The 26906-nt window shown below is 46.3% G+C and carries 19 protein-coding genes and 1 riboswitch; of the genes, 10 read left to right on the top strand and 9 right to left on the bottom strand.

All coding sequences use genetic code 11. The features are described 5' to 3' along the window. Positions 1–26 precede the first annotated feature (26 nt). Together QUB26_RS15435 and QUB26_RS15430 are read left to right on the top strand one after the other, a co-directional pair. Complete coding sequence (locus QUB26_RS15435) at positions 27–527, top strand: hypothetical protein (protein WP_333055727.1); 501 nt, start codon at positions 27–29, stop codon at positions 525–527. A gap of 202 nt (positions 528–729) precedes the next feature. Continuing rightward, positions 730–900 (top strand): hypothetical protein, encoded by a 171-nt coding sequence (locus QUB26_RS15430; protein WP_333242080.1) that lies wholly within the window; start codon positions 730–732, stop codon positions 898–900. A gap of 386 nt (positions 901–1286) precedes the next feature. Here QUB26_RS15430 and ppk1 read toward each other — a convergent pair whose 3' ends face one another. The 4 genes from ppk1 to QUB26_RS15410 all read right to left on the bottom strand — a co-directional run bounded on the left by ppk1 (position 1287) and on the right by QUB26_RS15410 (position 9007). Next, the gene (gene ppk1, locus QUB26_RS15425) at positions 1287–3470 is read right to left on the bottom strand and encodes a polyphosphate kinase 1 (RefSeq protein ID WP_333242078.1); all 2184 of its coding nucleotides are present in this window, start codon (positions 3468–3470) and stop codon (positions 1287–1289) included. A gap of 237 nt (positions 3471–3707) precedes the next feature. After that, positions 3708–6443 carry a HEAT repeat domain-containing protein gene (locus tag QUB26_RS15420; RefSeq protein WP_333242075.1) on the bottom strand — a complete coding sequence of 912 codons (2736 nt, stop codon included), beginning with the start codon at positions 6441–6443 and terminating at the stop codon, positions 3708–3710. Positions 6444–6452: 9 nt separating this feature from the next. Then, positions 6453–8036: a tetratricopeptide repeat protein gene (locus QUB26_RS15415; RefSeq protein ID WP_333242074.1), complete on the bottom strand. Its 1584-nt coding sequence runs from the start codon at positions 8034–8036 to the stop codon at positions 6453–6455. A 242-nt stretch (positions 8037–8278) separates the two neighbouring features. Then, complete coding sequence (locus QUB26_RS15410) at positions 8279–9007, bottom strand: Bax inhibitor-1 family protein (RefSeq protein ID WP_333242072.1); 729 nt, start codon at positions 9005–9007, stop codon at positions 8279–8281. Positions 9008–9537: 530 nt separating this feature from the next. On the opposite strand from QUB26_RS15410, the gene QUB26_RS15405 reads away from it, so the two are divergent. Beyond that, positions 9538–9861: a PEP-CTERM sorting domain-containing protein gene (locus QUB26_RS15405; RefSeq protein WP_333242071.1), complete on the top strand. Its 324-nt coding sequence runs from the start codon at positions 9538–9540 to the stop codon at positions 9859–9861. Positions 9862–9943: 82 nt separating this feature from the next. On the opposite strand, the gene QUB26_RS15400 is transcribed toward QUB26_RS15405, so the two are convergent. Together QUB26_RS15400 and QUB26_RS15395 are read right to left on the bottom strand one after the other, a co-directional pair. Further along, on the bottom strand, positions 9944–12136 hold the full coding sequence (locus tag QUB26_RS15400; protein WP_333318691.1) for a VWA domain-containing protein: 2193 nt from the start codon (positions 12134–12136) through the stop codon (positions 9944–9946). A 34-nt stretch (positions 12137–12170) separates the two neighbouring features. Continuing rightward, the gene (locus tag QUB26_RS15395; RefSeq protein ID WP_333242067.1) at positions 12171–13454 is read right to left on the bottom strand and encodes a HAMP domain-containing sensor histidine kinase; all 1284 of its coding nucleotides are present in this window, start codon (positions 13452–13454) and stop codon (positions 12171–12173) included. Positions 13455–13660: 206 nt separating this feature from the next. Here QUB26_RS15395 and QUB26_RS15390 point away from each other — a divergent pair, with 206 nt between their 5' ends. Further along, the gene (locus QUB26_RS15390) at positions 13661–14998 is read left to right on the top strand and encodes an ArsB/NhaD family transporter (protein ID WP_333318688.1); all 1338 of its coding nucleotides are present in this window, start codon (positions 13661–13663) and stop codon (positions 14996–14998) included. A gap of 140 nt (positions 14999–15138) precedes the next feature. On the opposite strand, the gene QUB26_RS15385 is transcribed toward QUB26_RS15390, so the two are convergent. After that, complete coding sequence (locus tag QUB26_RS15385; RefSeq protein WP_333318686.1) at positions 15139–16332, bottom strand: sensor histidine kinase; 1194 nt, start codon at positions 16330–16332, stop codon at positions 15139–15141. A 520-nt stretch (positions 16333–16852) separates the two neighbouring features. After that, positions 16853–17065: riboswitch (cyclic di-AMP (ydaO/yuaA leader) on the top strand. Positions 17066–17164: 99 nt separating this feature from the next. Here QUB26_RS15385 and ntrB point away from each other — a divergent pair. From ntrB to QUB26_RS15365, 4 genes are all read left to right on the top strand, one after another. Further along, positions 17165–18013: a nitrate ABC transporter permease gene (ntrB, locus tag QUB26_RS15380; RefSeq protein ID WP_333318684.1), complete on the top strand. Its 849-nt coding sequence runs from the start codon at positions 17165–17167 to the stop codon at positions 18011–18013. Between the two features lie 107 nt (positions 18014–18120). Next, a complete protein-coding gene (locus tag QUB26_RS15375; RefSeq protein ID WP_333318682.1) occupies positions 18121–19551 on the top strand; it encodes an ABC transporter substrate-binding protein in 1431 nt (476 codons plus the stop codon). A 282-nt stretch (positions 19552–19833) separates the two neighbouring features. Further along, on the top strand, positions 19834–20673 hold the full coding sequence (locus tag QUB26_RS15370) for a nitrate ABC transporter ATP-binding protein (protein WP_333242057.1): 840 nt from the start codon (positions 19834–19836) through the stop codon (positions 20671–20673). A gap of 46 nt (positions 20674–20719) precedes the next feature. Further along, positions 20720–21505, top strand: a complete 786-nt coding sequence (locus tag QUB26_RS15365) for a universal stress protein (RefSeq protein ID WP_333242055.1) — start codon at positions 20720–20722, stop codon at positions 21503–21505. Between the two features lie 210 nt (positions 21506–21715). On the opposite strand, the gene QUB26_RS15360 is transcribed toward QUB26_RS15365, so the two are convergent. Then, the gene (locus tag QUB26_RS15360) at positions 21716–21934 is read right to left on the bottom strand and encodes a hypothetical protein (RefSeq protein ID WP_333055713.1); all 219 of its coding nucleotides are present in this window, start codon (positions 21932–21934) and stop codon (positions 21716–21718) included. Between the two features lie 236 nt (positions 21935–22170). Further along, positions 22171–24132: a S9 family peptidase gene (locus tag QUB26_RS15355; protein ID WP_333246599.1), complete on the bottom strand. Its 1962-nt coding sequence runs from the start codon at positions 24130–24132 to the stop codon at positions 22171–22173. Between the two features lie 78 nt (positions 24133–24210). Here QUB26_RS15355 and QUB26_RS15350 point away from each other — a divergent pair, with 78 nt between their 5' ends. Further along, positions 24211–25134 (top strand): nucleoside hydrolase, encoded by a 924-nt coding sequence (locus QUB26_RS15350; protein WP_333318679.1) that lies wholly within the window; start codon positions 24211–24213, stop codon positions 25132–25134. Positions 25135–25270: 136 nt separating this feature from the next. Beyond that, a complete protein-coding gene (locus tag QUB26_RS15345; protein WP_333318677.1) occupies positions 25271–26629 on the top strand; it encodes a DUF3370 domain-containing protein in 1359 nt (452 codons plus the stop codon). The last annotated feature ends 277 nt before the right edge of the window (positions 26630–26906 follow it).

Raw genomic sequence — 26906 nt, 5'->3', positions numbered from 1 at the left:
AAAAGTCTGGAATAAATTTAGTTTTTTTGCCAAAAGACCTGCAAAAACTGCTAGCATCGATGAGCGCGGGAGCGGTGTGCATCCACAGTCTTGTCTCTAGCTTCAGAAGCTTATCCAGCCGGACTCGTCCGGGCGCGCCATTGGTAAATATCCGTGTTAATTGCGCGGCGTTGGTTCCAGAAGGCAATCGAGATCGGCAGTATCATCAAAGTATACAGAGTGGCGATCGCGATCGACACTCTTGCCCTTTCAACCATTTTTCGGACATGATTAAAGACGAAGACAAACAAACTGCTGGAGCAAACAAGGCGGTTCTGGAGCAGATTAACTCGCTCAAACGTGAAGATGAAAGGCTTTATAATATCTTAGCGATCGATGTCTGGGCCCTAGCCAAGACAATGGATGAATATCAACCGGGATTTTGGGCTGCTTTTATGAAAAACCGGGAGAAAGCCCTGAAGCGATTTTTAGCTGGAATGATGAAAAATAAACCCGCAGATACCAAACGTCCGCCTTTTTTGCGCTAAAATGTGGCTGAAGTTTGGCTGAGGTTTTGATGTACAATCAAACTATAACACAGACCAAAAAATCCTGAGCAGGTTCATCACTTACCATATAAAAACAGTGAAGGATTTGCCCAAAAAGGTATGTCGGTGAATTAAGAATCTCCGTCTGTTCGCAGGGGGGAATGTCAAATATTTTTGTTAATACTAGCAAAGGCAAAAAACCATGGATGCACAAACACTCAAAGAGCGCGTAGCACAGATCGAAGTCAAGCGGGAATCCCTCGTGCGGCTGTTAGATCGATCGGACTTGGGAGCCCTGAGAATAGATGTGAGTCAGGCGATCGAAGAAATTGATGATCTCTTAGAAGAATTCAAGCGTACTTTTAACAGTTAAGTAGTCAGTAGTCAGTAGTCATTAGTCAGTAGTCATTAGTTGTCAGTCAGTAGTCATTAGTTGTCAGTGGTTGGCTAAGCTGTCGCGCCTTTAATTTGCACATAGCAATCCTTTCGTCAGTTATAAACGTGGTTTGGGTTTCTAGTCGGGACGGGCTAGAAGCCCATCCCACAACTGGGAGGGACGGGCTAGAAGCCCATCCCACAAATCATGCAAGGATTGCTATAGTCATGTTAGTAAAAATCTGGTGGGGTGGGATTCTAGCCCGCCCAAAAAGTTAAAATCAAATGCAGTACAGCTTAATAGCTAACAAGAACCTACACTGCTAACTGCAAATTTGACAACTGACAACTGACAACTAATGACTAATGACTAATGACTAATAACTAATTCAAAACCATGTCCATCAAAATTTGCTGAGAGCTCACCTCCGGGCAATTAGCAGGCGGCCGCCGCTGAGAGTAGTGTCCTGACGGCTGCAAATCCCAAGCTTGGCGGTTGTCAGCCAGCATTACGCCCAAAATTTCTTGCAATTCCTTAGCAATTGTCGGGTCTTCCACTTGAACTATGGCCTCAACCCGTCTGGTGAGATTGCGCTGCATCCAGTCAGCAGAACCAATATACACCTCTTCGTCGCCACCGTTGAAAAAATAAAACATCCGAGAATGCTCTAAAAAGCGGCCGATAATACTGATAACTCTGATATTTTCGCTAACACCTTCAACGCCGGGACGCAAACAGCAAATCCCCCGAATAATCAAATCAATTTTCACTCCCGCTTGGGAAGCTTCGTACAAAGCAACAATGATTTGAGGGTCAACTAAAGCATTCATTTTAGCGACAATGCGGCCACAGCTACCGGTGCCACCTTCGGCCTGCAAGCGACAGAATTCTGCCTCGCGGCGGATTAAAGCTAAAAATCGATCGCGCATATTGACCGGTGCCACCAACAATTTGCGATAAGATACCTGCCGCGAATAACCAGTCAAATAATTAAACAAATCCGTCAAATCCGATCCCAAATCCTCGCGACAACTCAACAAACCCACATCGGTATAGAGTCCGGCTGTTTTGGGATTGTAATTGCCGGTGCCGATGTGGACATAGCGGCGGATGTAATCGTCCTCGCGACGCACTACCATCACAATTTTGGTGTGGGTTTTGAGCCCCACCAAACCGTAAACTACGTGGACTCCAGCTTGTTCTAACTTGCGAGCCCAATTAATATTATTTTCTTCGTCAAACCTAGCTTTGAGCTCTACTAAAACGGCTACCTGCTTGCCGTTTTCTGCTGCTTCAATTAAGGCGCTGACGATCGGCGAATCTCCCGAAGTGCGGTATAAAGTCATCTTAATCGCTAACACAGAGCGATCGTGCGCCGCCTCAGTAATAAACCGCTGTACCGTCGCCGCAAACGAGTGATAAGGATGGTGTAGCATCAAATCCCCCTGGCGGATGGCGGTGAAAATATCCTCGCCCTCCTCAGCATCCAACATTAATTTGCCTAAAATCATTGGTGATTCCGAGTTCCGCAAACGGGGCGGCACAACCGGAGTCCAAGGCGGGTCTTTCAGTTCCGGCACCGGCAGCCCCACAAAAGACATCAAATCCTTGAGGCCTAGCAGCCCCTCTACGACGTAAACATCTTGCTCACCGAGATCCAGCTCCTCCATCAGCATATCTCGCAGTGCAGGCGGCATAATCGCTTGAATTTCCATCCGCACCGCAGAACCTCCAAATCGGCGCTTGCGGAGTTCCTGTTCTATTGCCAACAGCAAATCCTCCGCCTCATCTTCCTCCACCGTCAAATCGGAATTGCGAGTAATGCGGAACGGGTGATATTCCTGAATGTCCATCCCCGGAAACAAAGCTTCTAAATTGTGGGCAATCACCTGTTCTAGGGGCACGCCAGTCCAAACCGGAGATTTGCCCCTCTGCTGCCACTGCAAATCCCCCGGTAGTGGCAAAAACCTCGGCAAAACCTGCGGTACTTTGACGCGGGCAAATAATTCTTCCCGCGTGTCGGGGTCCCTGACTACTACTGCTAAATTGAGGCTGAGATTGGAAAGGTAGGGGAATGGGTGGCTGGGGTCAACTGCTAGGGGAGTGAGTACGGGAAATACTTGTTCTTTGAAGTAGCGATGCAAGTAATTCCGCTGTTCTTGATTGAGGTCAATGTAGTCAAGAATGTAGATGCCGCTTGCTGCTAGTTTCGGCCGCAGGGTTTGCTCAAAATAAGAGTGTTGCTGAGAAACCATTGGCAAAAGTCGCTGGTTAAGGGCATCTAGCTGTTGTTGAGGGGTGCTGCCGTCGGAAGTCAATTTGCTGACTTTTGCTTGTACTTGCTGTTTGAGGGCAGCCACGCGCACCATAAAATATTCGTCTAGGTTGGAGCTAAAAATAGCTAGAAATTTGAGCCTTTCTAGGATGGGCGTGCGGGGGTCGAGAGCTTCGTGAAGCACGCGGTTGTTGAATTCTAGCCAGCTTTGTTCTCGGTTGAAGTAATATTGAGGATCGCTGAGGTTGATTTCAGTGTAGGTTTTGGCGGGGGTCTTTTTTGGTTTGGGCATGGTTTGGGGGAGTCTTTGGGAGGCTCGGTGATGGCATCTCTAAAAATAGTATTGTAGGTTAAAGGATTGGTTCGCATCTGCTTTTGATCGCACGTTTTTGTAATACCTGTAGGGAAACGGCATTGCCGTGTCCGGCCCCTGGATCGCGAACCCATCCCTCCCATCCAATTCTGTACCGCATTCGGCAAGTCCTCTTGATTTGGCGGAAAACCTGTTAAGGGCAATTCCAGCGGTGGGTTAAGCGTGCCATGCTTGATAAAATTCTGGGTAAGTCATATTTTCGGCACACTCCCAGATGACTCCGTAGCACTTCTCATTGCGACCCAAATTATTTTTGTAGATTTCGGAAGTTAGGCATTTTTTTAAACCTGAAACTGCGGTAGCGAAATGTTTACCTGTCATAATTTTCCCTAAGCAATCTGCTGGGTCATACACGGTATCTTCAGGACGTGAGTTGCGGATTAACTCAACTAAGGCGGCGATCGCCACTGAGTTATGTTTGTCTAGCTTCCCTAAGCTATATGCCGCTACACACCGGGTATCTGCATCAGGTGAGTTGCGGATTAACTCAACTAAAGTGGCGAGTGTTTCTGAGTTATTTGTGCCTATTTCCCCTAATATAGATGCCGCTATCCTCCGGGTATATTCATCACCTGAATGGCGGATTAACTCAACTAAACCGAATATTGCAACTGGCTGATTTTTGCTAATTTCCCGCAAGCTATCTGCCGCTCGATACTGGTTGTTATAATTAGAATTTCCAGAATTTCCGATTAACTCGACTAAAGCGGCGACCGCAACAGGGTGATTTGTGCCTGTTTTCCCTAAGCTATTTGCCGCTCGCCAGCGAGTATCTTCATTCTGAGAATTACCGATTAAATCGACTAAAGCGGAGATTGCTTCCGGGCTATCTTTGCCGATTTCCCCCAAGCTTTCTGCAGATTGCCGTCGAGTCTCTTCATTCTGAGAATTAGCGATTAAATCGACTAAAGCGGAAATTGCTTCTGGGCTATCTTTGCCGATTTTCCCCAAGCTTTCTGCGACTTGCCGTCGAGTCTCTTCATTCTGAGAATTAGCGATTAAATCGACTAAAGCGGAGATTGCTTCTGGGCTATTTTTACCGATTTCCCCCAAGCTTCCTGCAGCTAAACGCCGAGTAAATTCATCACCTGAATTGCGGATGAAACCGACTAAAAGGGAAATTGCTTCTGGACTATATTTGCCTATTTTGTTTAAACTTTCTGCTGCTGATGACTGGGTTATTTTATTGTTTGAATTGCGGATCAAATCGCCTAAAGCTGAAATCGCTACTGTGTTACCTTTGTCTATTTTCCCCAAACATTCTGCGGCTCGCCACCGGGTAACTTGATTGCGGGAAGTGCTGATTAACTCGACTAAAGCAGCGATCGCAACAGGGTTATTTTTGCCGATTGTTGCTAATCTTTCTGCCGCTTGATAACGATTATCTTTAGGACGGTAGTTGCGGATTGAATCCAATAAAGTTTCGATCGCTACCGGGTTATCTTTGTCTATCTTACCTAAAATTTCTGCCGCTCGCCCTTGAGTAACTTTATTATCTGAAGTGCGGATTAACTCGACTAAAGCGGCGATCGCCACTGGATTATTTTTGCCTATTTTCACTAAGCTATATGCCACTATTATACAGGTAGGTACGTTAGACCACCCGAAAACCGGGTAGAAACCGTTCTCAACTGAATTGCGGATTAGTTCGACTAAAGCGGCGATCGCTTCTGGGCTATCTTTTCCTATTTCCCCCAAGCTATATGCCGATCGCTTCCAGGTGTTTTTCTCAACTGAAGTGTGAATTAACTCTGCTAAAGCGGAGATCGCTACTGGGCTATCTTTATCAATTTTACCCAAGATATCTGCCGCTTGCCACCGAGTAACTTCATCCTGAGAAGTATTGATTAATTCGACTAAAGTGGCGATCGTGTCTGGGCAATTTTTGCCGATTTCCCCCAAACTTCTGGTCGCTTCCCTCCGGGTATATTCATCACCTGAATTGCGGATCAACTCGATTAAAGCGGAGATAGCCCTTTGGCGATCTGTTTCTTTCAGAACTTCCCTTGCCCTCTCGACAATTGGATCGAGAAATGTCCGCCAATCCTGTTTTTGCTTATTAAAATAACCAAATCCCCAAATAACAATCTGCGACACAATCTCATCAGCAAGACTACAATCTTTAAACTCAGCAATCCCCGCAGCCGCTAGAAAATATGCCCGATATCCATAAAATTTATCCCACCCAACCTTAAACTTAACCAACGCCTTAATAAACGCTTCCTTCTCCTCCTTCCCTACATCGTCACGCCCCAACCACAGCAAAATAACCTCTTTCCACTGCTTCTCAAAAATGCGATACCTAGCATCAGGATGTTGCGGATTCTTAGGAATGTGATTCAAGAAAAAGTGCCAATCCTCAACCGCCAACGCCGCAAAATATTCCTGAAACGTCGGATGGTAAAAAGCATAAATCCCCTCCGCCGTCTCCGCATCCCTCGCCACTAAATTCAGCCAACCCAAACGACAAGCTAACTCAAACTGCGATGCACCCATCACCCGATATCCCACACTTTCTCGCAACTGAAACCGGGACGTTTCATTTAACATCCCTGAAAGTGCCAATTTCCCCAAAGCAGCATTCAATTCCTGCTGCTGAATCAAATTCAGGCGCGGTTTTTTCCACTGATACAAAGTTGTCACAAATCGTTGATAAAGCTTCGCCTTAGTATCCGGCAAATCCCCATCCAACGACTGCCAAGTGTCGCACAGCAGGGAACATCTCAGGGGATTTTTCACTAAATCTCGAATTCGCTCTTTCCCCGGTGCTGCTAATGCTTCGCGTAGCTGTTGAGAAAGATCCTCTCCAGCCCCCCTTGCTAAGGCTACCGTGTACACACCAACCCCTTGATAAGGGGAGGGTTGGGGTGGGGTAAAAAATTTACGATTCATTTAGGATTGCTATATATACTGCGAACCTGTTGAATTGAAAGTTTTACCGCATTCGTGAGCGCATACGTCCAACCTTTTGGAACAGGAAAAACTTTTCGTGAGGTCTTCGCGAAACCAATCTCTGGCGATCGCATCTTTCACTGATTGAGTTCTGAGAGAATTAAAGCCATTTCCATACTTTTCAATTAAAGCCAGCATTTGCGGTCTGTAAGTGTGGTTATAAACAGCGTATTTAGTATGACTTACCCAACAACAAGGCCAGAGTTCCGCTTCAAAACTGATAAAAATGTCTTTGCTAGCTTGAGTTTGACAGCTAATTTCTACATTTCGGTAGTAATTGTTTAGGCTACCAAATTTTTCTACAGCTTGGATAAATTGGTCTCCCTGGGGATTTTTATATTGTTCCAAGGATGGGGGTTGGAGTTCTTCGCTGGCTGGCTTTGATGGGACAGAAGGAGTTGCTTCTGGTGCTTGAGTGGTTTCGATTGCTATAGCTTGATACCAAGCATAATTTGCTTTTTCTGGTTGCCCCAACTGCGTCAACACTTTAGCCAAATTGCGATAAGCTCCTGCAAAATTGGGTTTAAGCTCGATCGCCTTTTGGTAATAAGCACTAGCTGGCTGCCACTGTTGCTGTTGAGCATAAAGACTGCCGACATTAGCATAAACTTCTGGAAAATTAGGCTGAATTTTGAGGGCCTTGGCGTAACAGTCTGCTGCTGCTTGCATCTTCCCCAAACCTTGAACAGCATTGCCTAAAGTTTTCCATGCTGCTGCAAAATTAGGTTGATTTTTTAGGGCTTGTTGGCTGGCTGCGATCGCCTCTCTTAGCAGTCCTTGTTTCAAACAGTCCTCAGCTTGTTGGTGGAACTGAAGCGCTGTATGTGTTTGATTTTGAGGGGCTGACGCATTAGTTGTTGCTGGTTGGTTGGGGCGATCGATCTTAGCGTCTACCTGAGAGTTTTCTGCTTTCTGAGGCTGTTGATTGGCGGACTCTTTATCATAAATCTCTTTCGCCACAAAACGAGAGGTTGCTTTCGGTACAAACTCGACAAATCCTAATTTTTGGGCTAAATCCCGTGCTGCTTCTACTTGGTGCTGGTTGTGTTCAAATATCAAGTAGTGCCATACAGCTTTTCCGCCAGCTTGGATGAAGGCATTAACCGACTGCATTATTCTATCCCAGTTGGTATTTTTGCGGTAAATGCTGTTAGTATCTGCCAAGCCGTCGATACTAAAAGTTACGCTGTCGTTTTCTCCTGTCATCGCCTTTGCCAGGGCTTGCCACCAGTCTGGATTGCGTCCGCTACCATTAGTATAAAGCCCGATTTGAGGAACTCCCATGCGATGCCAATATTCGATCGCCGGAATTGTGGTATTGCTAGTCATAGCATCGCCGTAGTTGCCGCACATATACACCAAATCCAACTGAGAGCAAAACTCTTGTGGGAAAATTCTCTCAATATCCTCCATCTTTAATTCTGCCCCCGGCAAAATCGGGTTGCCGGTGCGGGGACACTGGGGACAAGCTGCATTGCACCTGGAGGTAATTTCTACGCTGACTCTCCTGATATCTTCATATTTTAAGTACATGAGTTTTCTCCAATTAATTTGTGATTAATATTGAAATCGCGATCGACACAATTAGATAACAAGAGGTGTGATTGAGTGATTAAAAATTAAAATTATACCTTATGCCTGCAGGCTGTGAACATGATATAAGTTTTTTGTATAAAGACCGAGGCGGCGATGACGACTATCTTGATTTCAAATCTTAATCAAAAACCGCAGCTCGATCGACATCGAGCCGCGGTTTTTTTAAGCTAAAGTTTCAATTAATCCCGGCCGTTGAGAGCAATCAGCAGGCGCAGAATGAAAATGAACAAGTTGACGTAGGTCAAGTACATCGACAGAGCAGCGGGCAAATACTGATCGTCGCGGTAGCTGCGGGGTAATATGTAAAAATCGACGATCGCAGCGCCGGCAAATATAAACACGCCGATGCCAGAAATGCCAATTTCCAACCAGGTTGGGGTGTAGACGCCAAATAGAGATAGCAGAAACTGACCGCCAACGACGACTAACAAAGCAATCACACCTAAACTGATAGTTTTGGTGAGGGCCATGCCGTCTTGTTCAGAAAGGTTGGAGCCAATTTGGCGGGCGGCGATAAAAGTAATGCCACAGCCGAGGGCGGCAAAACCAATACCGGCGATGCCGACGCCTTCGCTTCTGAGGGCTATAGACACCAATCCGCTGAGGGTGTAGCCTGTAAGCAAGCTGTAGGTTGCCAGCAGAGGCAAAGCGGTATTTTTGTTATTTTGTTCGGCTGCGCCGCGGGCGACAAAGAACAGAATTAATTGTAGGACGATCGCGGCGATGAACGTGGGAAAGAAGATCCCAGGATAGTTACGAATCACTCCGAGGCCACCGTAGGTGCCGACAGCAGTTAAAACAAGTCCGCCGCCCACGAAGGGGAGAGCGTTGGAGATGACGTTGGGGCCTACCAGCGCGTGGTTTTTGGCCTCGCGCACGGCTTCGCGGAAATTGCTAGTGTTACTCACGAGGATTTACCTAATTTTGGCTGAGAATTGCTATCTATCATTTTGACAGCTTTACACTTTGTTTGCAAAACCTCAAAGAGTTTAAAGATTTGATAAAGAACGGGGGTGAAATCACTCCAACGCAGGGATCGATTGTTTATAATCGACTGCGTACAGGTCTGTGCCGTGTCGCCCTCTCGCACCGTTGCGCGTCGTGGCTAAGCTATAATTGAGTTTAAGAGGTCGGCGCTATCTGCGGTCAAGGGCTACCTTAAAGTCGATAAAATCGCAAATAGCGGATGTAAATCAATTTGGGATGGGGGATTTACGATTGCGGATTAAGGAGTATATGCTAGAGGCAGGGATCACAGTTAATTTTAGGCTTTTGATGGGCGACTTAGTTTAAACTAGAGACCAGAAACTTCAATAATGTAAAATCGCCAATCAAAAATCGCTTCCGTTAATTACTAAGGTAGCTCAGACAGAGGATACCCAGAAAATTAATGAATAGATCGAGTTCTATCGAAAAACTGCTAAATAGGTAATGTCCAATGCCCACATTTTTTGAGCGCAAATTATTGCCACCTACAGCCGGAATTTTATTGGCTGCCGCCGTTATTTCCGGCGGTCAACCTGCCGTTGCAGCTAATGTCCGAGCCGTTTATACCGCTACTTCTGGGCAGGGTTCAGAAAATTTGCTGCTGGCTAAAAATACCGAGCAATTCACCCAAGCAAATTCTGGAATACCGAGCCGGGGGCCGGCAAAGCCGGAGCCTCTCCCGGCAAGAATTCCTGAGCCTTCGGCGGTGGTAGGGTTGGGTTTAGTTGCGGGTTCGCTGGCGCTGACTCGCCGGAAAGTGAGAGTTAAAAATTAGACTTTTAGCCAAAAGTCTAATTTTTGGATTTTTAACCGCAGATACACGCGGATAATCGCAGATAAATCAGGATATCAGGATTTTAGCGGATCGCGTCGCGCAGAGCATTTTTAGTCATAGCTGCGATCGACTGTTCGGTAGCTTTCGGCAAGTGATAGTATTTCCCTCCAGAAGTCTTGGCCAATTCCTTCGCAAAGCCAGTCGAAATAAACTTGCTCTCGGTATCAATCACCAGCAACTGCATTCCCAAACCGCGAATTTTGGCAGCAATTTCTAACAATTCTTTCTTAATATCAGGCTTTTCTCCATCTACAATCGGTTCCCCCAAAGAACGAGCCAAAGGAATATTACCGCGTCCGTCAGTAATGGCGACAATCGCAACTTGACCGATATCTCCAGACTGACGCGCGTTGACTCCGACGCGCACGGCTTGAGTCAAACCGTGGGCCAGGGGGGAACCGCCGCCACAGGGCAAACGTTCCAAACGCTTGCGGGCCAAGGCTATCGAGCGAGTCGGCGGTAGCAGCACTTCTGCTTGTTCTCCGCGAAAGGGAATCAGAGCAACTTGGTCACGGCTTTGATAAGCTTCTGTCAGTAGCTGCATGACTGCACCTTTGGCCGACTGCATCCGGTTGAGGGCCATCGAACCGGATGCATCGACGACAAAGACGACTAAAGCTCCAGCTTTTCTGGCCAAGCGCTTCGCCCGAATGTCTCCCTGTTCCACAAATACACTGCGCTGAACCCCCCCTTGACCCCCCTTACTAAGGGGGGGTTGGCTCGCCTGTTGCCCCCCCAAGCTTCGGGGGGGTTGACTCGCCTCTTGCCCCCCCTTACTAAGGGGGGGTTGGGGGGGGTTAGAATTCCTGTCGCGACGGGCTTTTTGGTAAGGTGCGGCGGCTCTGAGGGTGGCGTCAACGGCGATGCGGCGGACGGGGCCTTTGGGCAATACTGGCTTGACGTAACGGCCTCTATCTTCGGAGAAAATGGTGCTGCGGCTGCCGGATTTGCCTTGTTTGTTGGCGGATTGTTGGGCGAATAAAAGCACGCTGGGGTCGAGAATTACTCCTTCGGGGTCGAAGAGAAATTCTTCGGGAATGGTATCTTTTTCTGGTTCTTCTTCAGGTTCCGGGTTGTCTTCATCCTCTTGGTCTTCTTCGTCTTCTTGCTCGTTTTCTGGTTCGTCTTGTTCTTGTTCTGACTGCTTTTGGGGAGGCGGTGGGGGGGGAGGAGGAGGAGAGTTTTCGTCGTCTGGGGGAGTTTGGATGATGGTGGCGCGGGGTACGATGACTAATTCTACGGCGCGGCGCAGGTCTTCGGCGTTAACTTCTGTGCGTCCTTCGATGGCGGCGGCGGCTTTGGCGACGCGGACTGCGAATATTTCGGCGCGGTGTCCTTGAACGCCACCCCGGATGGCTTCTTCTACTAGGTAGGCAATTTGTTCGCGTTTAATGCTGACATCTTTGAGCCATTCTCTGGCTAGGATGATTTGGGTTTTGAGGTTGTCGGTGTCTTCGCTGTATTGATTGAGAAAGTCTTGGGGGGAGCTGGAGTAGGATAAAGCTTGTTCTACTGCATAGACTCTTTCTTGTAGTTCGAGTGCTGCGTCGGCTGAAAGTACGATCGCGATGCGATCGAGCAAATGTTCTCTCAGTGGCCCTTCTTCGGGGTTGTAGGTGGCGATAAATAGAGGTTTGCAGGGGTGTTGGAAGCTAATGCCTTCGCGCTCTATTTGGTTGCGCCCTTCGGTTAATACTGTTAGCAATTGGTTGGAAATGTTGTCGTCGAGGAGGTTGATTTCGTCAACATAAAGTACGCCTCGATTTGCTTGGGCTAAGAGTCCGGGTTGAAATACGGTTTGGCCGAATTTCACTGATTGTTCGACATCGACTGAACCTAAGAGTCTGTCTTCGGTGACACCCAAAGGAATTTGAATGAAGGGTGTGGGAATTATTTCTGTATTTGGGGAATTAGTATCGGTGGTGTGGCCATCTTGCCCGCCATTTTCTGGTAACAAGCCTGATGCCTGTTCTGCAATAATTTCATGAGGTTCGGCGTTGCAAAAAGAATCTTTAACAATTTCAATGGGTGGCAGTAAGGAGTGCAAGGCGCGGGCCATTACTGATTTTGCTGTACCGCGACGGCCTGCGATCGCAACTCCTCCCAATCCGGGATCGACTGCTGCTAACAGCAGGGCTAATTTGATTGCTTCTTGCCCGACTACGGCGGTGAGGGGAAAGGCGGTGGTGGAAGGGCTAAGGTTGGCTGCGGGCATAGGATTTTCGGATGTAAAAATTTGAACTTAATGTTTAGCTTACTTCTTGGAGTATTTTAACTTCTTGCGGCAGAATCACGGTAAAAGTTGAGCCGACTCCTATTTCTGATACTAACTCGATTTTGCCTTGCAGCAGCGTGACGAGCCTCGATACTATCGCTAATCCCAGACCGGTGCTGTCGGTAGGAAAGAGCTGTTTGCCTGCTTCTCCTGCTTGAAAGAAGGGGTCAAAGATACGGTTTGTATCTTCGGGGGCGATGCCAATGCCGGTATCTGTAATTGCGATCGCCCAATTTCCTTCTCCAGCATGGCGGCAACTTAATTCGATGCTACCAGATTCTGTATAGCGAATGGCATTGCTCAGCAGGTTGATCAGAATTTGTTGCAGCCGCCCAGAGTCGGAGATTACTTGTGTTGGGCCGCCGTCGCTGGTAACAGCGAGCTTTAGTCCTTTAGCATCAGCAATGGGCTGCATCATTTCTACTACGGTGTTAATTACCGATCGTACATTAGTTCGCTGCAGGTTAAGTTTAATTTTTCCGGCATCGGCGCGAGAAAGTTCTAGTGTGTCATTAATCATGCGGAGCAACTGTCTGCCGTTACGCAATACTCGCTCGATGTGTTCGATGCCGGGGAGGGTATCTTTGACTTCAGATTGCCATCTTTCTTTTCGCAGGAATAATTCGGAATAACCAATAATTGAGTTGAGAGGAGTTTTGAGTTCGTGAGCCAAATGGTAGACGTTTTCTTGATTGACGCTGACGAGGCGAGAGAGTTCTTGATTGGTGAGTTTTAACTGAGTTTGGATTTGTTGAAGTTCCTGCAGCCTCTGAGCAACGTAGCTATTGAAACACTGGGCAATTGCTTCGTCTACTACGGCATCTATGAGCCTAACAGCTCTGAATACGTCGGCGGTGGTTCCTGCTAGCAATTCTGATTCTAACTGCGAGAATATTACTTGACGCAATAAGTGGTATTCCCGCGCTACTTCTGCAGCGTCGTAGCCTTGTTCTGCTCTGAGAAATCCGTGATCTAAACTGGCTTCAATTATTACTTTTATTTCGCTGTGTTGATATTGGGAAAGCACTGTGGCCATCGCCGCCAGCAGGTGAGGTATGTGATTTTCGATTGCTGAGTGCGGTAAGCCATCAGCGGTTTCAATTTTCCGATCCTGACGAACTGCTTCAATCCAGTTTTTGACGATAGTATCGGTTTTGTCGGCGAGCACTTGGCTGTAGTCCATGATGTCGGCGTGGGGGTTGAGTTTGGCAGAGATTGCCCATGCTTCATTGTAGTGGAGCGATCGCCAGATTGCCATACCAAACTTCGGGCGATCGCGACCCTGCCAAAAGAAGTAGTTTTGAGGTGATTTTTTCCCAGTGCCGGAACTCTCTCTAGGGGTCGATCCCAGCTTGTTTCTACAATAATCAGCCCTTCAACCTATTGACAGAAGAGCCATAAAGTAGTAGATTGCCTCACACTAATAGTTTTTAATTTTAAGTTTTAAATTTTTTAGGGGAATAAATGGAAAACGTACAAGCTGTGATTGCTGCAACAACATTTATATGTGTAGTTTTCTTAATAATTACAGAATGGATACACCTCACAGTAGCGGCATTTCTGGGAGCGGTGATTCTGGTTTTTACCCATGTGATGACGTTAAACAACGCGATCGAATATATCAGTCGGAGTCACGCAACACTGGGCTTATTTTTCGGAGTCATGGTAATGGTGAGAGCCTTTGAGCCTACCAAAGTATTTGAATATTTGGCAACTCAAATAGTTATTTTGGCTAAAGGCAAAGGCAAAAATTTATTGCTGGGCATTGTCGCGATTACTACGCCACTTTGTGCAGTTTTGCCCAATGCCACGACAGTCATGCTGCTAGCACCATTAATTCCGCCAATGGCAGAAGAAGTCGGTGTAGATTTTGTGCCGTTACTGATTTTAATGGTATTTGTGGCTAACAGTTCGGGACTGCTGACAATCGTAGGCGATCCGGCGACATTCATTGTCGGCGATGCTATTAACATGAGCTTTGCAGATTACCTGGTAAAGTTAAGTTGGGGAGGGGCGATCGCATTAGCAGTTATATTAGTTATGTTGCCTTGGATGTTCCGAGACATTTGGAACAAAAAATTAGACGATTTGGAACATTTGCCGCACCCAAAAATCAATCACCCGCGAGTCTTAGCAGTGGGCAGCTTAATTATAGCTTTTGTGCTGACATTTTTTGTCATAGGAGACTCTCTGCCCGTGCCTATTTCACCGGCAGCGGTTGCTTTGTTGGGGGCTGCTTTGGCAATGCTTTTAGCTCACCATTCCAAAATTGATTCTGTTAATAATATTTTGCGGGATTTAGATTGGAGCACGCTGCTATTTTTTATGTCTATCTTTGTGCTGATTGGCGGTTTGGAAAAAACTGGAGTTATCGGCAATATATCTGGAATATTAGCAGTGATTTTAGGTAAGAATATTTTTCTGGGTTCTTTAGTTTTGTTATTTTTTGTGGGTTTGATGTCGAGCGTGGTGCCAAATATTCCGCTGGTAGTGGCCATGGTGCCACTGCTAAAACAGTATGTTGTCAATATCGGACTCGCACCGCCAGAGGTGCTGGCTCCCGATTTTGCAGGGCAGTTTCCACCTGCTGTGCTGCCACTGTTTTATGCGATGATGTACGGAGCAACTTTAGGCGGAAATGGCACTTTGGTAGGAGCTTCTTCTAATATAGTGGCGGCGGGAATTTCTGAACTGCACGGGCGCCGGATTTCTTTTCAAACTTTTATGCGTTACGGGCTGCCTGTGATGGCGGTTCAATTGGTGGCTGCGGCTGTTTATGTAACGATTCGGTTTCTGATTTGAAGAAGTCATCAGTCATTAGTCATTAGTCATTAGTCATTAGTCATTAGTCATTAGTGATTACTTTTGTTGCTAGAGAAGTAAAGAAGGGGTAAGGTGCTTAGGGCGTAGCCTACATATAGAGGTTGAAGTCAGTCCTGAATCTAAAATCCTTCCAATTCAAAGGGGAAAATTACAGTGAAGGAAGAGCCAACTCCTACTTCAGAAACTAATTCGATTTTACCTTGCAAGAGGTTGACTAATCGAGCGACAATTGCTAGCCCTAAGCCGGTACTGTCAGGAATGTAAGCTCCCTGGGAGTTGTCGGCCCGAAAATAGGGCATAAAAATCCGATCGCAGTCTTCTGAAGCAATGCCAATTCCTGTATCGGTGATGCAGAGACTCCAATGTTTGTCTGACAATAATTCGGTTTTTATGGTAATAGTACCAGCTTGGGTGTAGCGAATGGCGTTGCTCGTCAAGTTGGTGATAATTTGCTGCAAGCGCAAGTAATCTGTTATAACTTGATCGAGAACCGGATCGCATTCAAGGGCGATCTCTAAATTTTTTGCTTTGGCCAAAGGCTCGATTATTTCGACAACAGTGCCGATCGCCGATCGCACATTTGTAGCAGTTAGCTGCAATTTTAGGCGTCCCGTGTCGTACCGCGAGATTTCGAGAGTATCGTTAATTAATCTAAGTAATAGTCTGCCGTTGTTGAGGACTTTATCAATATGTGCCAAATTGGGAGCAGAATCTTGAATTCTAGGATTGTTTATTTGGCGCAAAAACAATTGTGAGTAGCCAATAATAGAGGTGAGGGGGGTTTTCAATTCGTGAGCTAAGTGAGATAGATTCTCTTGACTGGCGCGAAGTAAGCGAGTCAGCTCTTGATTTGTAAGTTGCAATTGGTTTTGCAACTCCTGTAGTTCTTGGAATCTTGCCTGGGTATAGGTTTGGAAACAGTCAGCAATTCCTTCGTCGAGGGCACTGTCAATTAAGCGATAAGCTCGGTTCACTTCAGCGGCTGAGCCTTTTAGCAATTCTGGCTCTAAAGCATCGAAAATTACCCTCCGCAGCAAGCGGTATTCCCGCGCAATTTCTTTGGCATCGTAGCCTTGCCCGGCCCTGACAGTCCCGTGGTCTAAACTTTCTTGTATGACTGTCCGAAGGTCGCTGTCTTCTGATTCGGAAAGCATAGTTACGATCGCATGCAGTACGATGGGAAGGCTGTCGCGCACGGAATCGTAGGTGAGTTGCTTGGCGGTGTCGATTTGGTCGTCGGAGCGAACAGCTTCGATCCAGTTGTGGACAATTATGTCAATTTTATCTTGTAGCGCTTGGCTAAAATCTATCATCAGAAAAATGGGTAGAAACCCCGTGCTTTTAGCAGGGCTTTACATTAATTTAAATCCCCTCGCGGGGTGGAGGGGTATAGTTGCCCCTCCGATGAGGTATGGTTGCCTCACACTCCCATTTCTGGGGTAAAGTTAGCTTCGCCAAGGTTTTCTGAGCTTGCGCCGGCTAGCAGCACTACCGAGAGTGACCTTAAAGTTGTTTAACTACTAGCGACAGAGCAGGGGACTAGCTTCGCATCCGCCCGGTGTCGTGACTCAAAAAACGTAGTCAGTTAAGACTTAGGCCCGTCAGGATGGCTTGTTATATTTCTCTTTCAAGCCTCATGCCTTTAGGCTGAGGTTCCTGACGGCTCTTAATATATAAATTAAGTCAGCGATCGCATTTTATCTCTCTAGGTTACTTTAATAATTAACTGTTTGAAAAATTTGTTAACTTTTGGGCTTTGCAGATCGCCACTGGCTACTCCTAAAGACATATTGACAAACTTAAATGCTCGTGCTACCTTATGTTAAATTGGCTTAAAAAGTCAAGCCTAATCCAGCACTGCGCCATCAAACCAAGCGTGTGGCTGGAGCGGAGGAACCAATTTTCGGGGCGAATCTCTACAGAATTAAAAAGCAAAGTTAAAAATTGCCAAACTTGAGTGTAGTTTTTGATTTTGAAATCTAAGGAGAAGGACATCTCTCAGTCCTAGCCCGTCAGCTAACTTCGCAGGCATTGAGAAGAGACTGAAAAGCCAACTTTCTGAACAAGATAGTTTGGCTTCGTCAGTGTCTCAGGTTGGTATTGTTCAAGATTCTTGTACCTGCCCTGACTCTGAAGGAGACTGAAATGTTCATACAGCTTAATTTATCTGCGATCGCCGTTGCAGGAGTTGCAACGTGGAAGCGTGTAAAACCCGTTGTCATCCGAGATGCAGTTTTGTTGCCTGCTGCCGGTTTTTTGGGAATTCTTGGCTTGTGGTGGATTGTTGCCAGCTTCAACAGCGATTTGATTCCCACTCCCTATCAGGCGTTAATCGCTAATTTAGATTACATATTGCATCCATTTTACCAGCGCGGGCCTGGAAATTTAGGCATTGGCTGGCTGCTGCTAGCGAGTTTGCGACGGGTATTGGTGGGATTTTTCCTGGGTGCAGCAGTTGCGATTCCCGTGGGATTTCTGATCGGGATGTCGAAACCGGCAATGATGGCGCTCAATCCGCTGATTCAAATCTTCAAACCGGTGTCGCCGCTAGCGTGGCTGCCGATAGCTTTATCGATTTTTAATTTAGCAGAGCCGTCTGCAATTTTTGTCATATTCATTACCTCTTTGTGGCCGACAATTATCAACACAGCTTTGGGAGTTTCTAGCGTTTCCAAGGATTATCTGGATGTGGCGCGAGTGTTGGAAATGCCGCGATGGAGGCGGATTACCAAGATAATTTGGCCGGCGAGTTTGCCATACATTTTTACAGGTTTGCGGATTAGTTTGGGAATTGCTTGGCTGGTGATTGTGGCGGTGGAAATGCTGACAGGCGGTGTGGGAATTGGCTTTTTTGTGTGGGATGAGTGGAGCCGTTTGAATCTGAGTTCGGTATTTTTAGCGGTGTTTGTAATTGGCTTAACTGGACTTTTGCTCGACGCTGCGGTTGACAAAGTTCAGGAATTGGTAACGCATCGATCGATCCAGAGTCATTAGTCATTAGTCATCAGTCATCAGTCATCAGTCATCAGTCATTAGTCATTAGCTAAAAGCTCAGGGCTTTTGATGACAGACATTTAGCTATTAGCCATCGAGAATTAAATATGAGTGACAAGTTTTCCAATGAATGGAAGCGCCGCGAGTTTTTGCAAGGAATGGGCTCGGCGGCGGCGGGAATGGCTTTATCTAGTTGTGGAATTAGCGCGGATCTATCGGCAAAAGGACTCACAGAAGAAGCCTCAGCCCTAAAGCCGGTCGTCGATTACCGAACCTTAGAAAAACCAAATTTAACCGTAGGATACGTACCGGTTAACGATTGTGCACCATTTGCGATCGCCTGGAAAAAAGGCTTTTTCCGCAAATACGGTTTAAACGTCACACTCAACCGCGAAGCAAGCTGGGCAACCTCCCGCGACGGCGTAATCTTCGGCCGCCTCGACGCCTCCCCAGTCGTATCCGGCGCCGTCACAAACGCCCGAATTGGCGCCGAAGGAGCGCGGCGCGCACCCCTGTGCGCGGCAATGACAATTCACCGCCACGGCAACGCCATGACGATGAACAAAGCTATGTGGGATTTCGGTTTGCGCCCGTGGCACGAATACAACGGCAATTTGGAAGAATTTGGCAAACAATTTCGAGCCTTTTTTGACAGTCAGCCGCCGGAAAAAAGAGTTTGGGCAGTGGTTCTGAGTTCTGCGATTTACGAATACTTTGTCCGCTACATATCGGCGGCGGCAGGTGTCGATCCGTTCAAAGAATTTCGGGTAATTATTGTGCCGCCGCCGCAGATGGTAACTAATATCAGAATTGGCGCGATGCAGGCTTACATGGTGGCAGAACCTTGGAATACGCGGGCAATTCAAGGCAATTTGGGAGTGGGTTTTACCTTCGTGCAAGGCAAGGAAGTTTGGCTGGGGCATCCCGATCGCCTTTTGGGAGTAATGCAATCTTTCATTGAGGAAAATCCGAAGACTTATTACTCGCTGGTTAAGGCAATGGTGGAAGCTTGTCAGTATTGCAGCCAGCCGGAAAATCGCAGTGAAATAGCGGCGCTGCTGACTGAGCGATCGTTTACGGGGGCGAAACCGAAAAAAGGGGCGATCGACAAATTTACGCGGCCGGCAATTGTTGGCGACTACAACTATGGAGGGTTTGACGAAAAAGACCGCACCATACAATCGGAAGATGCAACTATTTTCTATGACATTCCTAAGAATTTGCCTCAAATACCCGGAAATCATTCAACATTTATGTGGCAGTCTCAGAGTATTTGGTTGATGACTCAAGCCGCTCGCTGGGGACAGATTAAAGAAGTGCCAAAAAATGCTGAGGAATTAGCTAAAAAAGCTTGGAGAACCGACCTTTACCGCAAGATTGTTGCCGAAATAGGTATCAATTGTCCCCAGGAGGATTACCAAGTGGAACCTGCGGAACTTTTCATTGATAAAAAGGCATTTGATCCTAGCGATCCGGTGGGTTATTTGAATAGTTTTGAAATTCGAGCCCACCGCCCTCAGTCTTTTTTTCAGTCTTAATGTTTGAGATGTTGCGCTTTTCCTAATGTCCCGCCAGGGAATGAATTCCCTGGCTAATAGAAGACAGTCGGTTGAAACTTATATCTTGCACCATTCTCAATAAGCATTTTAGGAACAGGCAAGATGCCTGTTCCACAAGAAAATTCACTCTTTGTGGAACAGGTATCTTGCCTGTTGCTGACAATGGTGCAAGATGTGAGTTGAAACCGACTGACCAATTTTAGGATTTAGGCAATAGCCCGAAAATTCAATTAGCACTTTACTACTTTTTAGGAGAATACCGTGAGCCAATACCCTTCTACTTCTACCAGTACCAAAAATTCCGTCAAGAGCGATCGTCTATTTCTAGAAATTGACAACTTGTTCAAGTCGTATAAAAATGGTGACGGTACAGAATTTAGCGTTCTCGAAAATATCAATTTAAGTATTGGAGAAAACGAATTTATTTCGGTAATTGGTCACTCTGGGTGTGGCAAATCAACGCTGCTAAAAATAGTGGCGGGTTTGGAAAAACAGAGCGGGGGAATGGTGACACTGGAAGGAAAAGAAATTCGCAAACCGGGAGCCGATCGCATGATGGTATTCCAGCACTACGGATTGCTGCCTTGGCTGACGGTGCGGGAAAATATTCGGCTGGCAGTTGATGAAGTTTTGCAAAGTCTTAGCCGTTCCGAGAAGATTAGTCTTGTCAACGAACACCTAGCAATGGTAAACTTAACATCGGCAGCCGATAAATATCCAGACGAAATTTCAGGGGGCATGAAACAGCGGGTTGGGATTGCGCGAGCTTTGGCGATTCGACCGAAAATGTTATTAATGGACGAACCGTTTGGAGCGCTGGATGCTCTGACTCGCGGTAAGTTGCAGAAACAGGTGCTGGACATCTGGGAAAATCACAGACAAGCTGCAATGATGATTACTCACGATGTGGATGAAGCTATCTATATGTCCGATCGCATTGTGCTGATGACAAATGGCCCGGCTGCGACGATAGGTGAAATTTTGTCAGTGCCGTTTGCGCGCCCGCGCGATCGCCAAGAGTTGCGGGAATCCCAGGAGTATTACGAACTCCGCAACTATGCTTTGAATTTTCTCGATCGCTACTTTACCCAAGACGAATAACGCCCGACGAACAGAGAAAACAATTCACTTAATAGAGGTCAAGCCTGTGAATCTCAAAACAATGTTAGCGCGTTTTGAAAGTGCATTGGGATACCAAAATTTAGCAGAAGAAATGGTGTTGCTGCCGGAGCCAAAAGTACCCATTTCTAAGAAATCCAAATCTCCACAACAGCCAAAAACTATCAATTTTATTGTCGGTTACAACAGTTCTCCCCAAAGTCAAATAGCTCTGGATATTACCCTTTGGATGGCGCATCAAACTCGTTTAGTAACAACTAAAGAAGTCACGGTTCAAGTTGTCTACGTGATCGACGAATCGCCCAAAAGTTACGGCGAAGATAGTTGCAAACTTGCTGTAGCAAATGCCTTGGCGGCACAGCAGAAAGTGTCTGATTTAGAGGGAACATTCGCCCTTAATTGTGCAGCACCTGCACTCGCTTTACCAACCGAAATCCCATCGGTATCCCAGCAAAACACTTGGATCGATCCGCATTATTTCCAAGCAATTTATGGTCAAAATAATGAGTACGAGGTAGCAGATAAGTTGCTGTGGCAAGCGCGCTGTTTGGCTGAGGAATGGCGCGGTTTATTCAAAGCTCATTTACGCATCGGGCGGGTTGCTACAGAACTGAGAAATGTGGTTGAATTAGAATCAGCAAATTTACTGTTCTTGGGCTGTGGTTCTGGCAACCATCGGCTGGTTAGGGAACTAGGCAATAATTTTCCGTGCTGCGTACTCGGGATTCCTTCGGCACTCAGCTATCACATGGATGTTCAGCCTGAAGAAAGTTTGAGCAAGTTACAGTTGGCGACAACTATACCTGCACGTTAAACTTGTTCACTTGTTGGGCCAGAATCTAATATGTAAGGTGCAGCGCACCCTACCGCTATAATTCGCGCGCCAAACTTTTTTTGCCTTAGTCCTAAGTTGATGAAAAATTAAAAATAGTTTCCTCCCTCGAAGTCCTAATTATGAGACAATTAGGACTTTTTTTGATTGTGGAGAATTTTAAAAATTCTCGTCAAATAAAATTATCGGCACTTATCTGATCGTAGACAGTTCGTTAACTAATTTTATCTTTCCCCGGCACACAGAGCGCAGCAGGCGATCGATCGAGCGTTTGTCTTCCTCAGTCAAAGTTTCATCAAAAATAGCAGCCATCAAACCGTACCTATCCGCTAGAGTAATGTAGCCATTTTGATTCACTTCGGCAAACAGCTCGCCCAAAGCAGATGGAATCAGGTGGACAGGAGTTTGCATAGTAATTGACTCTCTACTCGACGATCGCGCGATCGGGCGTTTCTGCAACAACAAAAGGCGATCGCACTATAAAAATTTATAGCTGTATTGCCTTTAAATGTGTGACAATAAACCGCAAAATTTGTGACAATAAACCGCAAAATTTGTGAAGGAAATCACATTTAAAATTGGCGAATTATGATAAAGCTTGCAGGTGCGTTTTAGGGAACACCCAGCAACTGCAAACTTTATGTTTTCTAAAGATTGAAAATCACCACTTCCTCCACAGGTTCAGCTAACTCAAACTTAAACACCCGCGAATAGAAATAGAATTCGCCGTCCAGAGTTCTTTTGATATTTTCAGCGCGGCGAAAACCGTGCTGTTCCCCTTCATAAGCAACATAAGCAACCGGCAAACCTTTAGCTTTCAATATCTCTACCATCATTTCCGCTTGATTAGGCGGAACCACTTTATCTTCTAATCCTTGAAAAAAGATAACTGGACAAGATAAACGTTCGGCGGAATGAATCGGCGAACGAGCCACATACAAATCTTTTCTTTCAGGATAAGGCCCGATTAATCCATCCAGATAGCGCGCTTCAAACTTGTGAGTATCCGTTGCCAAAGCTTCCAAATCGCTAACTCCATAATAGCTCGCACCGGCCTTAAACACATCGCGGAAAGTAAGAGCGCACAACGTAGTGTACCCCCCTGCACTGCCTCCGGCGATCGCCATTCTTTCGCCATCAACTAAACCTTTTTGAGCTAAATATTTAGCACCGTTAGCGCAGTCGTCAACATCGACAATTCCCCAACTATCTTGCAGTCTTTTTCTGTATTCTCTGCCGTAACCAGTGCTGCCGCCGTAATTAACATCAAGCACGGCAAAACCACGACTCGTCCAATATTGAATTTTCAAATTCATGCTACTAGAAGTAGCAGCAGTTGGGCCGCCGTGACTTTTCACAACTAACGGCGGTTTTTCACCCGCCGGTGCTGCAAAATCTTGATTTTTCGGGGGATAGAAGAAACCGAAAGCAGTCAAATTGTTTTCCGTGGGAAATTCGATAGGTTCCGGTACAGAAAGATAACCAGAGTTGATGCTTAAATCGCTCGATTTTCGCAGAATTTCTAGTTGACTTGTTGCTAAATTCAGTTGTACAATAGCAGTAGATTCAGTCGGCGAACCTGCCAGAAAAACCACAGTTTCTCCCCGCGCTTTGACCGAGGAAATATCAGTGTAAGGCGTTTCAATAGTTGTCAACTGCTTTGTCGTTAAATCGAGACTAGCTAAATACCACTTGCCTTGCTGAGTGTAGGTGCAAATAATTTTGCTTTCCGAGACAACAGCATAAGTAGACATTCCAAAAACCCACTGAGGAAGTCCGAATTCAGCCGCCATTTCGCACAAGCTGGTTTCTATCTCTGCTTCCCCCCTTACCAAGGGGGGATTGAGGGGGGTTCTAGATGGCCAGCGGTAGAAATTCCACCAGTTCGACTTGTCAGAAACAAAATACAAAACTCCATCGGGCGACCATTCCGGTTGAAAAATCGACTCATCAACCCCGCCAGCAACTAAGTATTTTTCACCTAAAGAACCGTCAGCCTTAATTTCTGCTACCCACAATTCTGTGCCATCCCACGGCATATTTGGATGGTTCCAACAAATCCAGGAAAGTAGAGAATTGTCTGGACTTAAACGAGGGGAAGCATAAAAATCCTTGCCCTGAGTTAAGATTTGAATATCTTCGCCGTTATCTAAATTAATGCTAACAATAGTATTGACAGGTTCCCCCTCACCCGCATGGTCTTCGCGCACGCAAATCAGGCGATTTCGTTGCTTGTCAACTATCGCATCTGCATAGCGACAATTAGCAGCAGGAGTCAGAGGTTCGGGTTGAGAATCTAATGTTTGAGAATAAATACGTTGGTCAGCAAAATGAGAGAAATAGACAACACCGCCAGCAACTGCAAAAGCAGCGCCACCGTATTCGTTAACGCGAGTGCGAACATTAAAAGGAGGCGGTGTCACGTCGTTGATTGTACCGTCAGGAGTGCGCCGCACGAGGACGCTTCTTCCCGCTTCCGAAGGTCTTCCCTCCACCCAGTAAATATCATCGCCGTCAATAGCAATTTGTCCCAGTCCGACAGTTCCAGAAACAATTAAATCGGAAGAAATAGGTGATTTCCAAGAGCCGTAAGGTGATACTGTATTCATATAGTTGAGGCAGTTGTGTTTCTCGCACAAAAAAATTAATATTTGTACTTTACACTAATTCAGTTACCGGGAAGCAAAATGTCTAAAAAACTCGTAATAATGGATCACGACGGTGCAGTTGACGACTATCTCTCAGTCGTGTTGCTGATGACAATGGAGGAAGTCGAAACTCTGGGAGTAATTGTAACTCCTGCGGACTGCTACATTCAACCGGCCGTGAGTGCAACGCGCAAAATCCTCGATTTGATGGGGCGTTCAGAGGTTCCGGTGGCGGCGAGTACGGTGCGGGGGCTGAATCCATTTCCGGTGTTATTTCGGCGAGATTCCTTTGCAGTCGATCGACTTCCCATTCTAAATGAAAAAGGAACCATTGACACGCCGTTAATATCAGAACCCGGACAAAACTTTATGGTGCGAGTTTTGCGGGATGCGGCCACACCAGTCACATTAATGGTAACGGGGCCGTTAACAACAGTAGCGCAAGCTTTAGATATCGCGCCAGAAATTGAAAGCAAAATTCAAGAAATTGTCTGGATGGGAGGCGCACTCAATGTTACCGGCAATGTTAGCAAAGATATGGAACCCGGACAAGATATGTCGGCGGAATGGAATGCTTACTGGGACCCGATAGCAATCGAGAGAATTTGGCAAACCCAAATTCCCGTTGTCATGTGTCCTTTAGACATCACTAATAATGTACCGCTGACTGTTGAATTTTCCAATCTCTTAGCAAAACAGCGCAAATATCCAATTTCCGACTTAGCAGGACAGTGTTATGCCCTAGCAATATCTCAAGATTACTATTTTTGGGACATTTTGGCAACCGCTTATTTAGCGCATCCCGAATATTACCAACTGCGAGAATGGGAAACAGAAATTGTGACCGAAGGCATCAGCCAAGGACGCACAAAAGTTAAAATAGGAGGACGAAAAATTCAAGCAATGGATAAAGTAGACACAGCCAAATTTTACAAATACATATTACAACAGTGGGCGCGGTAAAAATCCCAATCTCTGCTAGAATCGAGCAAAATCTCCGTACAAACCCCCCCTGACACAAATATTCACATCCTCTTCTCTTCCCTCTCTTCCTCTGCGCCCTCTGCGCCCTCTGCGGTAAAAAAAACTCATCTCAAAAATGCTACCAATTCTATCAATCATCCCCTTAGCCCAAACCCCTCCCGCACCTCAAGAAATCGTCCAAATCCAAGAAGTGCGACCACTCCCCGGACAGTTAGACAACATACCAGTATTTAACAGCAACAGTCCCGAATTAGTGCTGCAAGAAGGAATTTTGCTTTCGACATTTCCCCCAGATAGTAAAAGATTTCCGGCGGCACATTTAAACTTTCCGTTTCAAGGACGTTTCGACATATTTGCCCACCACATAGCCCGCGCACCTTCGCCCGAAGATTTGCGAACATTGTATCAAGGAGTAATTGTTTATAATCCGGGCAATAAACCTGTAACATTAGATATATTGCAAGCTGCGAGTTATCTCAGTCAACCCGATGCACCTTTTATTGAATTACCGCCGCAAGTCGATAATTCAAACAGCAATATTTACGCGGGGCCAGGAAGCCGCGCTGTGAATGATATTCTCAGAGGAAGGAGACAGTCTGACTTTGAGCCGCAGTTAATTATTCCACCGGGAAAAAGCCAACTTTTGATGAATCATCCGATACCGGTGCGGGAATTGGTACCGCCGCTAAACGGTCGATCGACCTTGATGCGGTTGCGGAGCGATGGTATAGTCTATGTTGCCAGTCTGGCGATGTTTGCCCGAGTTGACCCAGAGGAAAACGGACAGGGAAACGAGCGATCGCCCAATTTAACAGAATGGCAAAACTTATTAGACAATGGTAATATAGCCGGGCCGCGCGATCGAACTCCCACACCGCCCGAAATCACCGAAGGTCAAATAATTTACGGCCGAGTTGCCGGTGTAGCATTAGGTTCACAATGGCGAGCACTTCTCTCAGACAACCCCGCCACCTCAAGCCTAGCAATTCCCCAACCCGGAACAGCATTTTCCTACCCATTAAGCAGCCTCCCGCGCGGAATGCTGGGCACAAATCAAGTGCAAAGTGCGAGAATGTTAGTCCGCTACCCAGATACAGCATACCGCGCCCACGGCAATTACGGAATTCAATACAGTCTCAGCTTGCCGCTGTACAATTCTACCAGCAACAATCAAACTGTAACTGTCGCAATTCAAACTCCAATTAAGACAGACAAATTAACTTCAGGAGGACTTAGTTTTTTAGAACCTCCGGCACCTCAAACTTTTTTTAGGGGGACGGTCAGAGTGCGGTATACTGATGACAATAAAGTGCCTCAAACTCGGTACGTGCATTTAGTGCAGCGGCGGGGACAGCAGGGGGAACCTTTGGTAAAATTAGAGATGAAATCGGGAGAAAAGCGACTTGTACAAGTAGATTTTATTTATCCGCCCGATGCGTCGCCTCCACAAGTTTTGACAGTGAGAACAAATTAAATTTGATTTGATTTGAACTTGTTTAAGATTAGCAATTATATTATGTCCGGTCGATTACCAGAAATCAGGTAGGGGCGGGTTCACAAACAATATCTGCCAATAATTAACAATCTCAAAAACCCGCCCGACCGGGATATTAGGGTCAATCGAGCGGACATGATATTAACCGGATTTCCCATCTCGACAATGTGTTTGAGAGCGTTTAAGGATCGCGAATTAAATAACTTACAATTTTAATAGTTATTGTGGGATGGGCGTCCCGCCCGTCTTTTTTGGA

Source organism: Microcoleus sp. B4-C1, from assembly GCF_036705285.1.
Classification (GTDB): Bacteria; Cyanobacteriota; Cyanobacteriia; order Cyanobacteriales; family Microcoleaceae; genus Microcoleus.
This window is presented reverse-complemented; position numbering and strand designations above follow the sequence as displayed.

Coding starts and splice junctions, on each gene's coding strand:
- QUB26_RS15430 (WP_333242080.1), top strand. CDS start 730: ATGGATGCACAAACACTCAAAGAGCGCGTAGCACAGATCGAAGTCAAG.
- ppk1 (WP_333242078.1), bottom strand. CDS start 3,470: ATGCCCAAACCAAAAAAGACCCCCGCCAAAACCTACACTGAAATCAAC.
- QUB26_RS15420 (WP_333242075.1), bottom strand. CDS start 6,443: ATGAATCGTAAATTTTTTACCCCACCCCAACCCTCCCCTTATCAAGGG.
- QUB26_RS15415 (WP_333242074.1), bottom strand. CDS start 8,036: ATGTACTTAAAATATGAAGATATCAGGAGAGTCAGCGTAGAAATTACC.
- QUB26_RS15405 (WP_333242071.1), top strand. CDS start 9,538: ATGCCCACATTTTTTGAGCGCAAATTATTGCCACCTACAGCCGGAATT.
- QUB26_RS15400 (WP_333318691.1), bottom strand. CDS start 12,136: ATGCCCGCAGCCAACCTTAGCCCTTCCACCACCGCCTTTCCCCTCACC.
- QUB26_RS15395 (WP_333242067.1), bottom strand. CDS start 13,454: ATGGCAATCTGGCGATCGCTCCACTACAATGAAGCATGGGCAATCTCT.
- QUB26_RS15390 (WP_333318688.1), top strand. CDS start 13,661: ATGGAAAACGTACAAGCTGTGATTGCTGCAACAACATTTATATGTGTA.
- QUB26_RS15385 (WP_333318686.1), bottom strand. CDS start 16,332: ATGATAGATTTTAGCCAAGCGCTACAAGATAAAATTGACATAATTGTC.
- ntrB (WP_333318684.1), top strand. CDS start 17,165: ATGTTCATACAGCTTAATTTATCTGCGATCGCCGTTGCAGGAGTTGCA.
- QUB26_RS15375 (WP_333318682.1), top strand. CDS start 18,121: ATGAGTGACAAGTTTTCCAATGAATGGAAGCGCCGCGAGTTTTTGCAA.
- QUB26_RS15360 (WP_333055713.1), bottom strand. CDS start 21,934: ATGCAAACTCCTGTCCACCTGATTCCATCTGCTTTGGGCGAGCTGTTT.
- QUB26_RS15355 (WP_333246599.1), bottom strand. CDS start 24,132: ATGAATACAGTATCACCTTACGGCTCTTGGAAATCACCTATTTCTTCC.
- QUB26_RS15350 (WP_333318679.1), top strand. CDS start 24,211: ATGTCTAAAAAACTCGTAATAATGGATCACGACGGTGCAGTTGACGAC.
- QUB26_RS15345 (WP_333318677.1), top strand. CDS start 25,271: ATGCTACCAATTCTATCAATCATCCCCTTAGCCCAAACCCCTCCCGCA.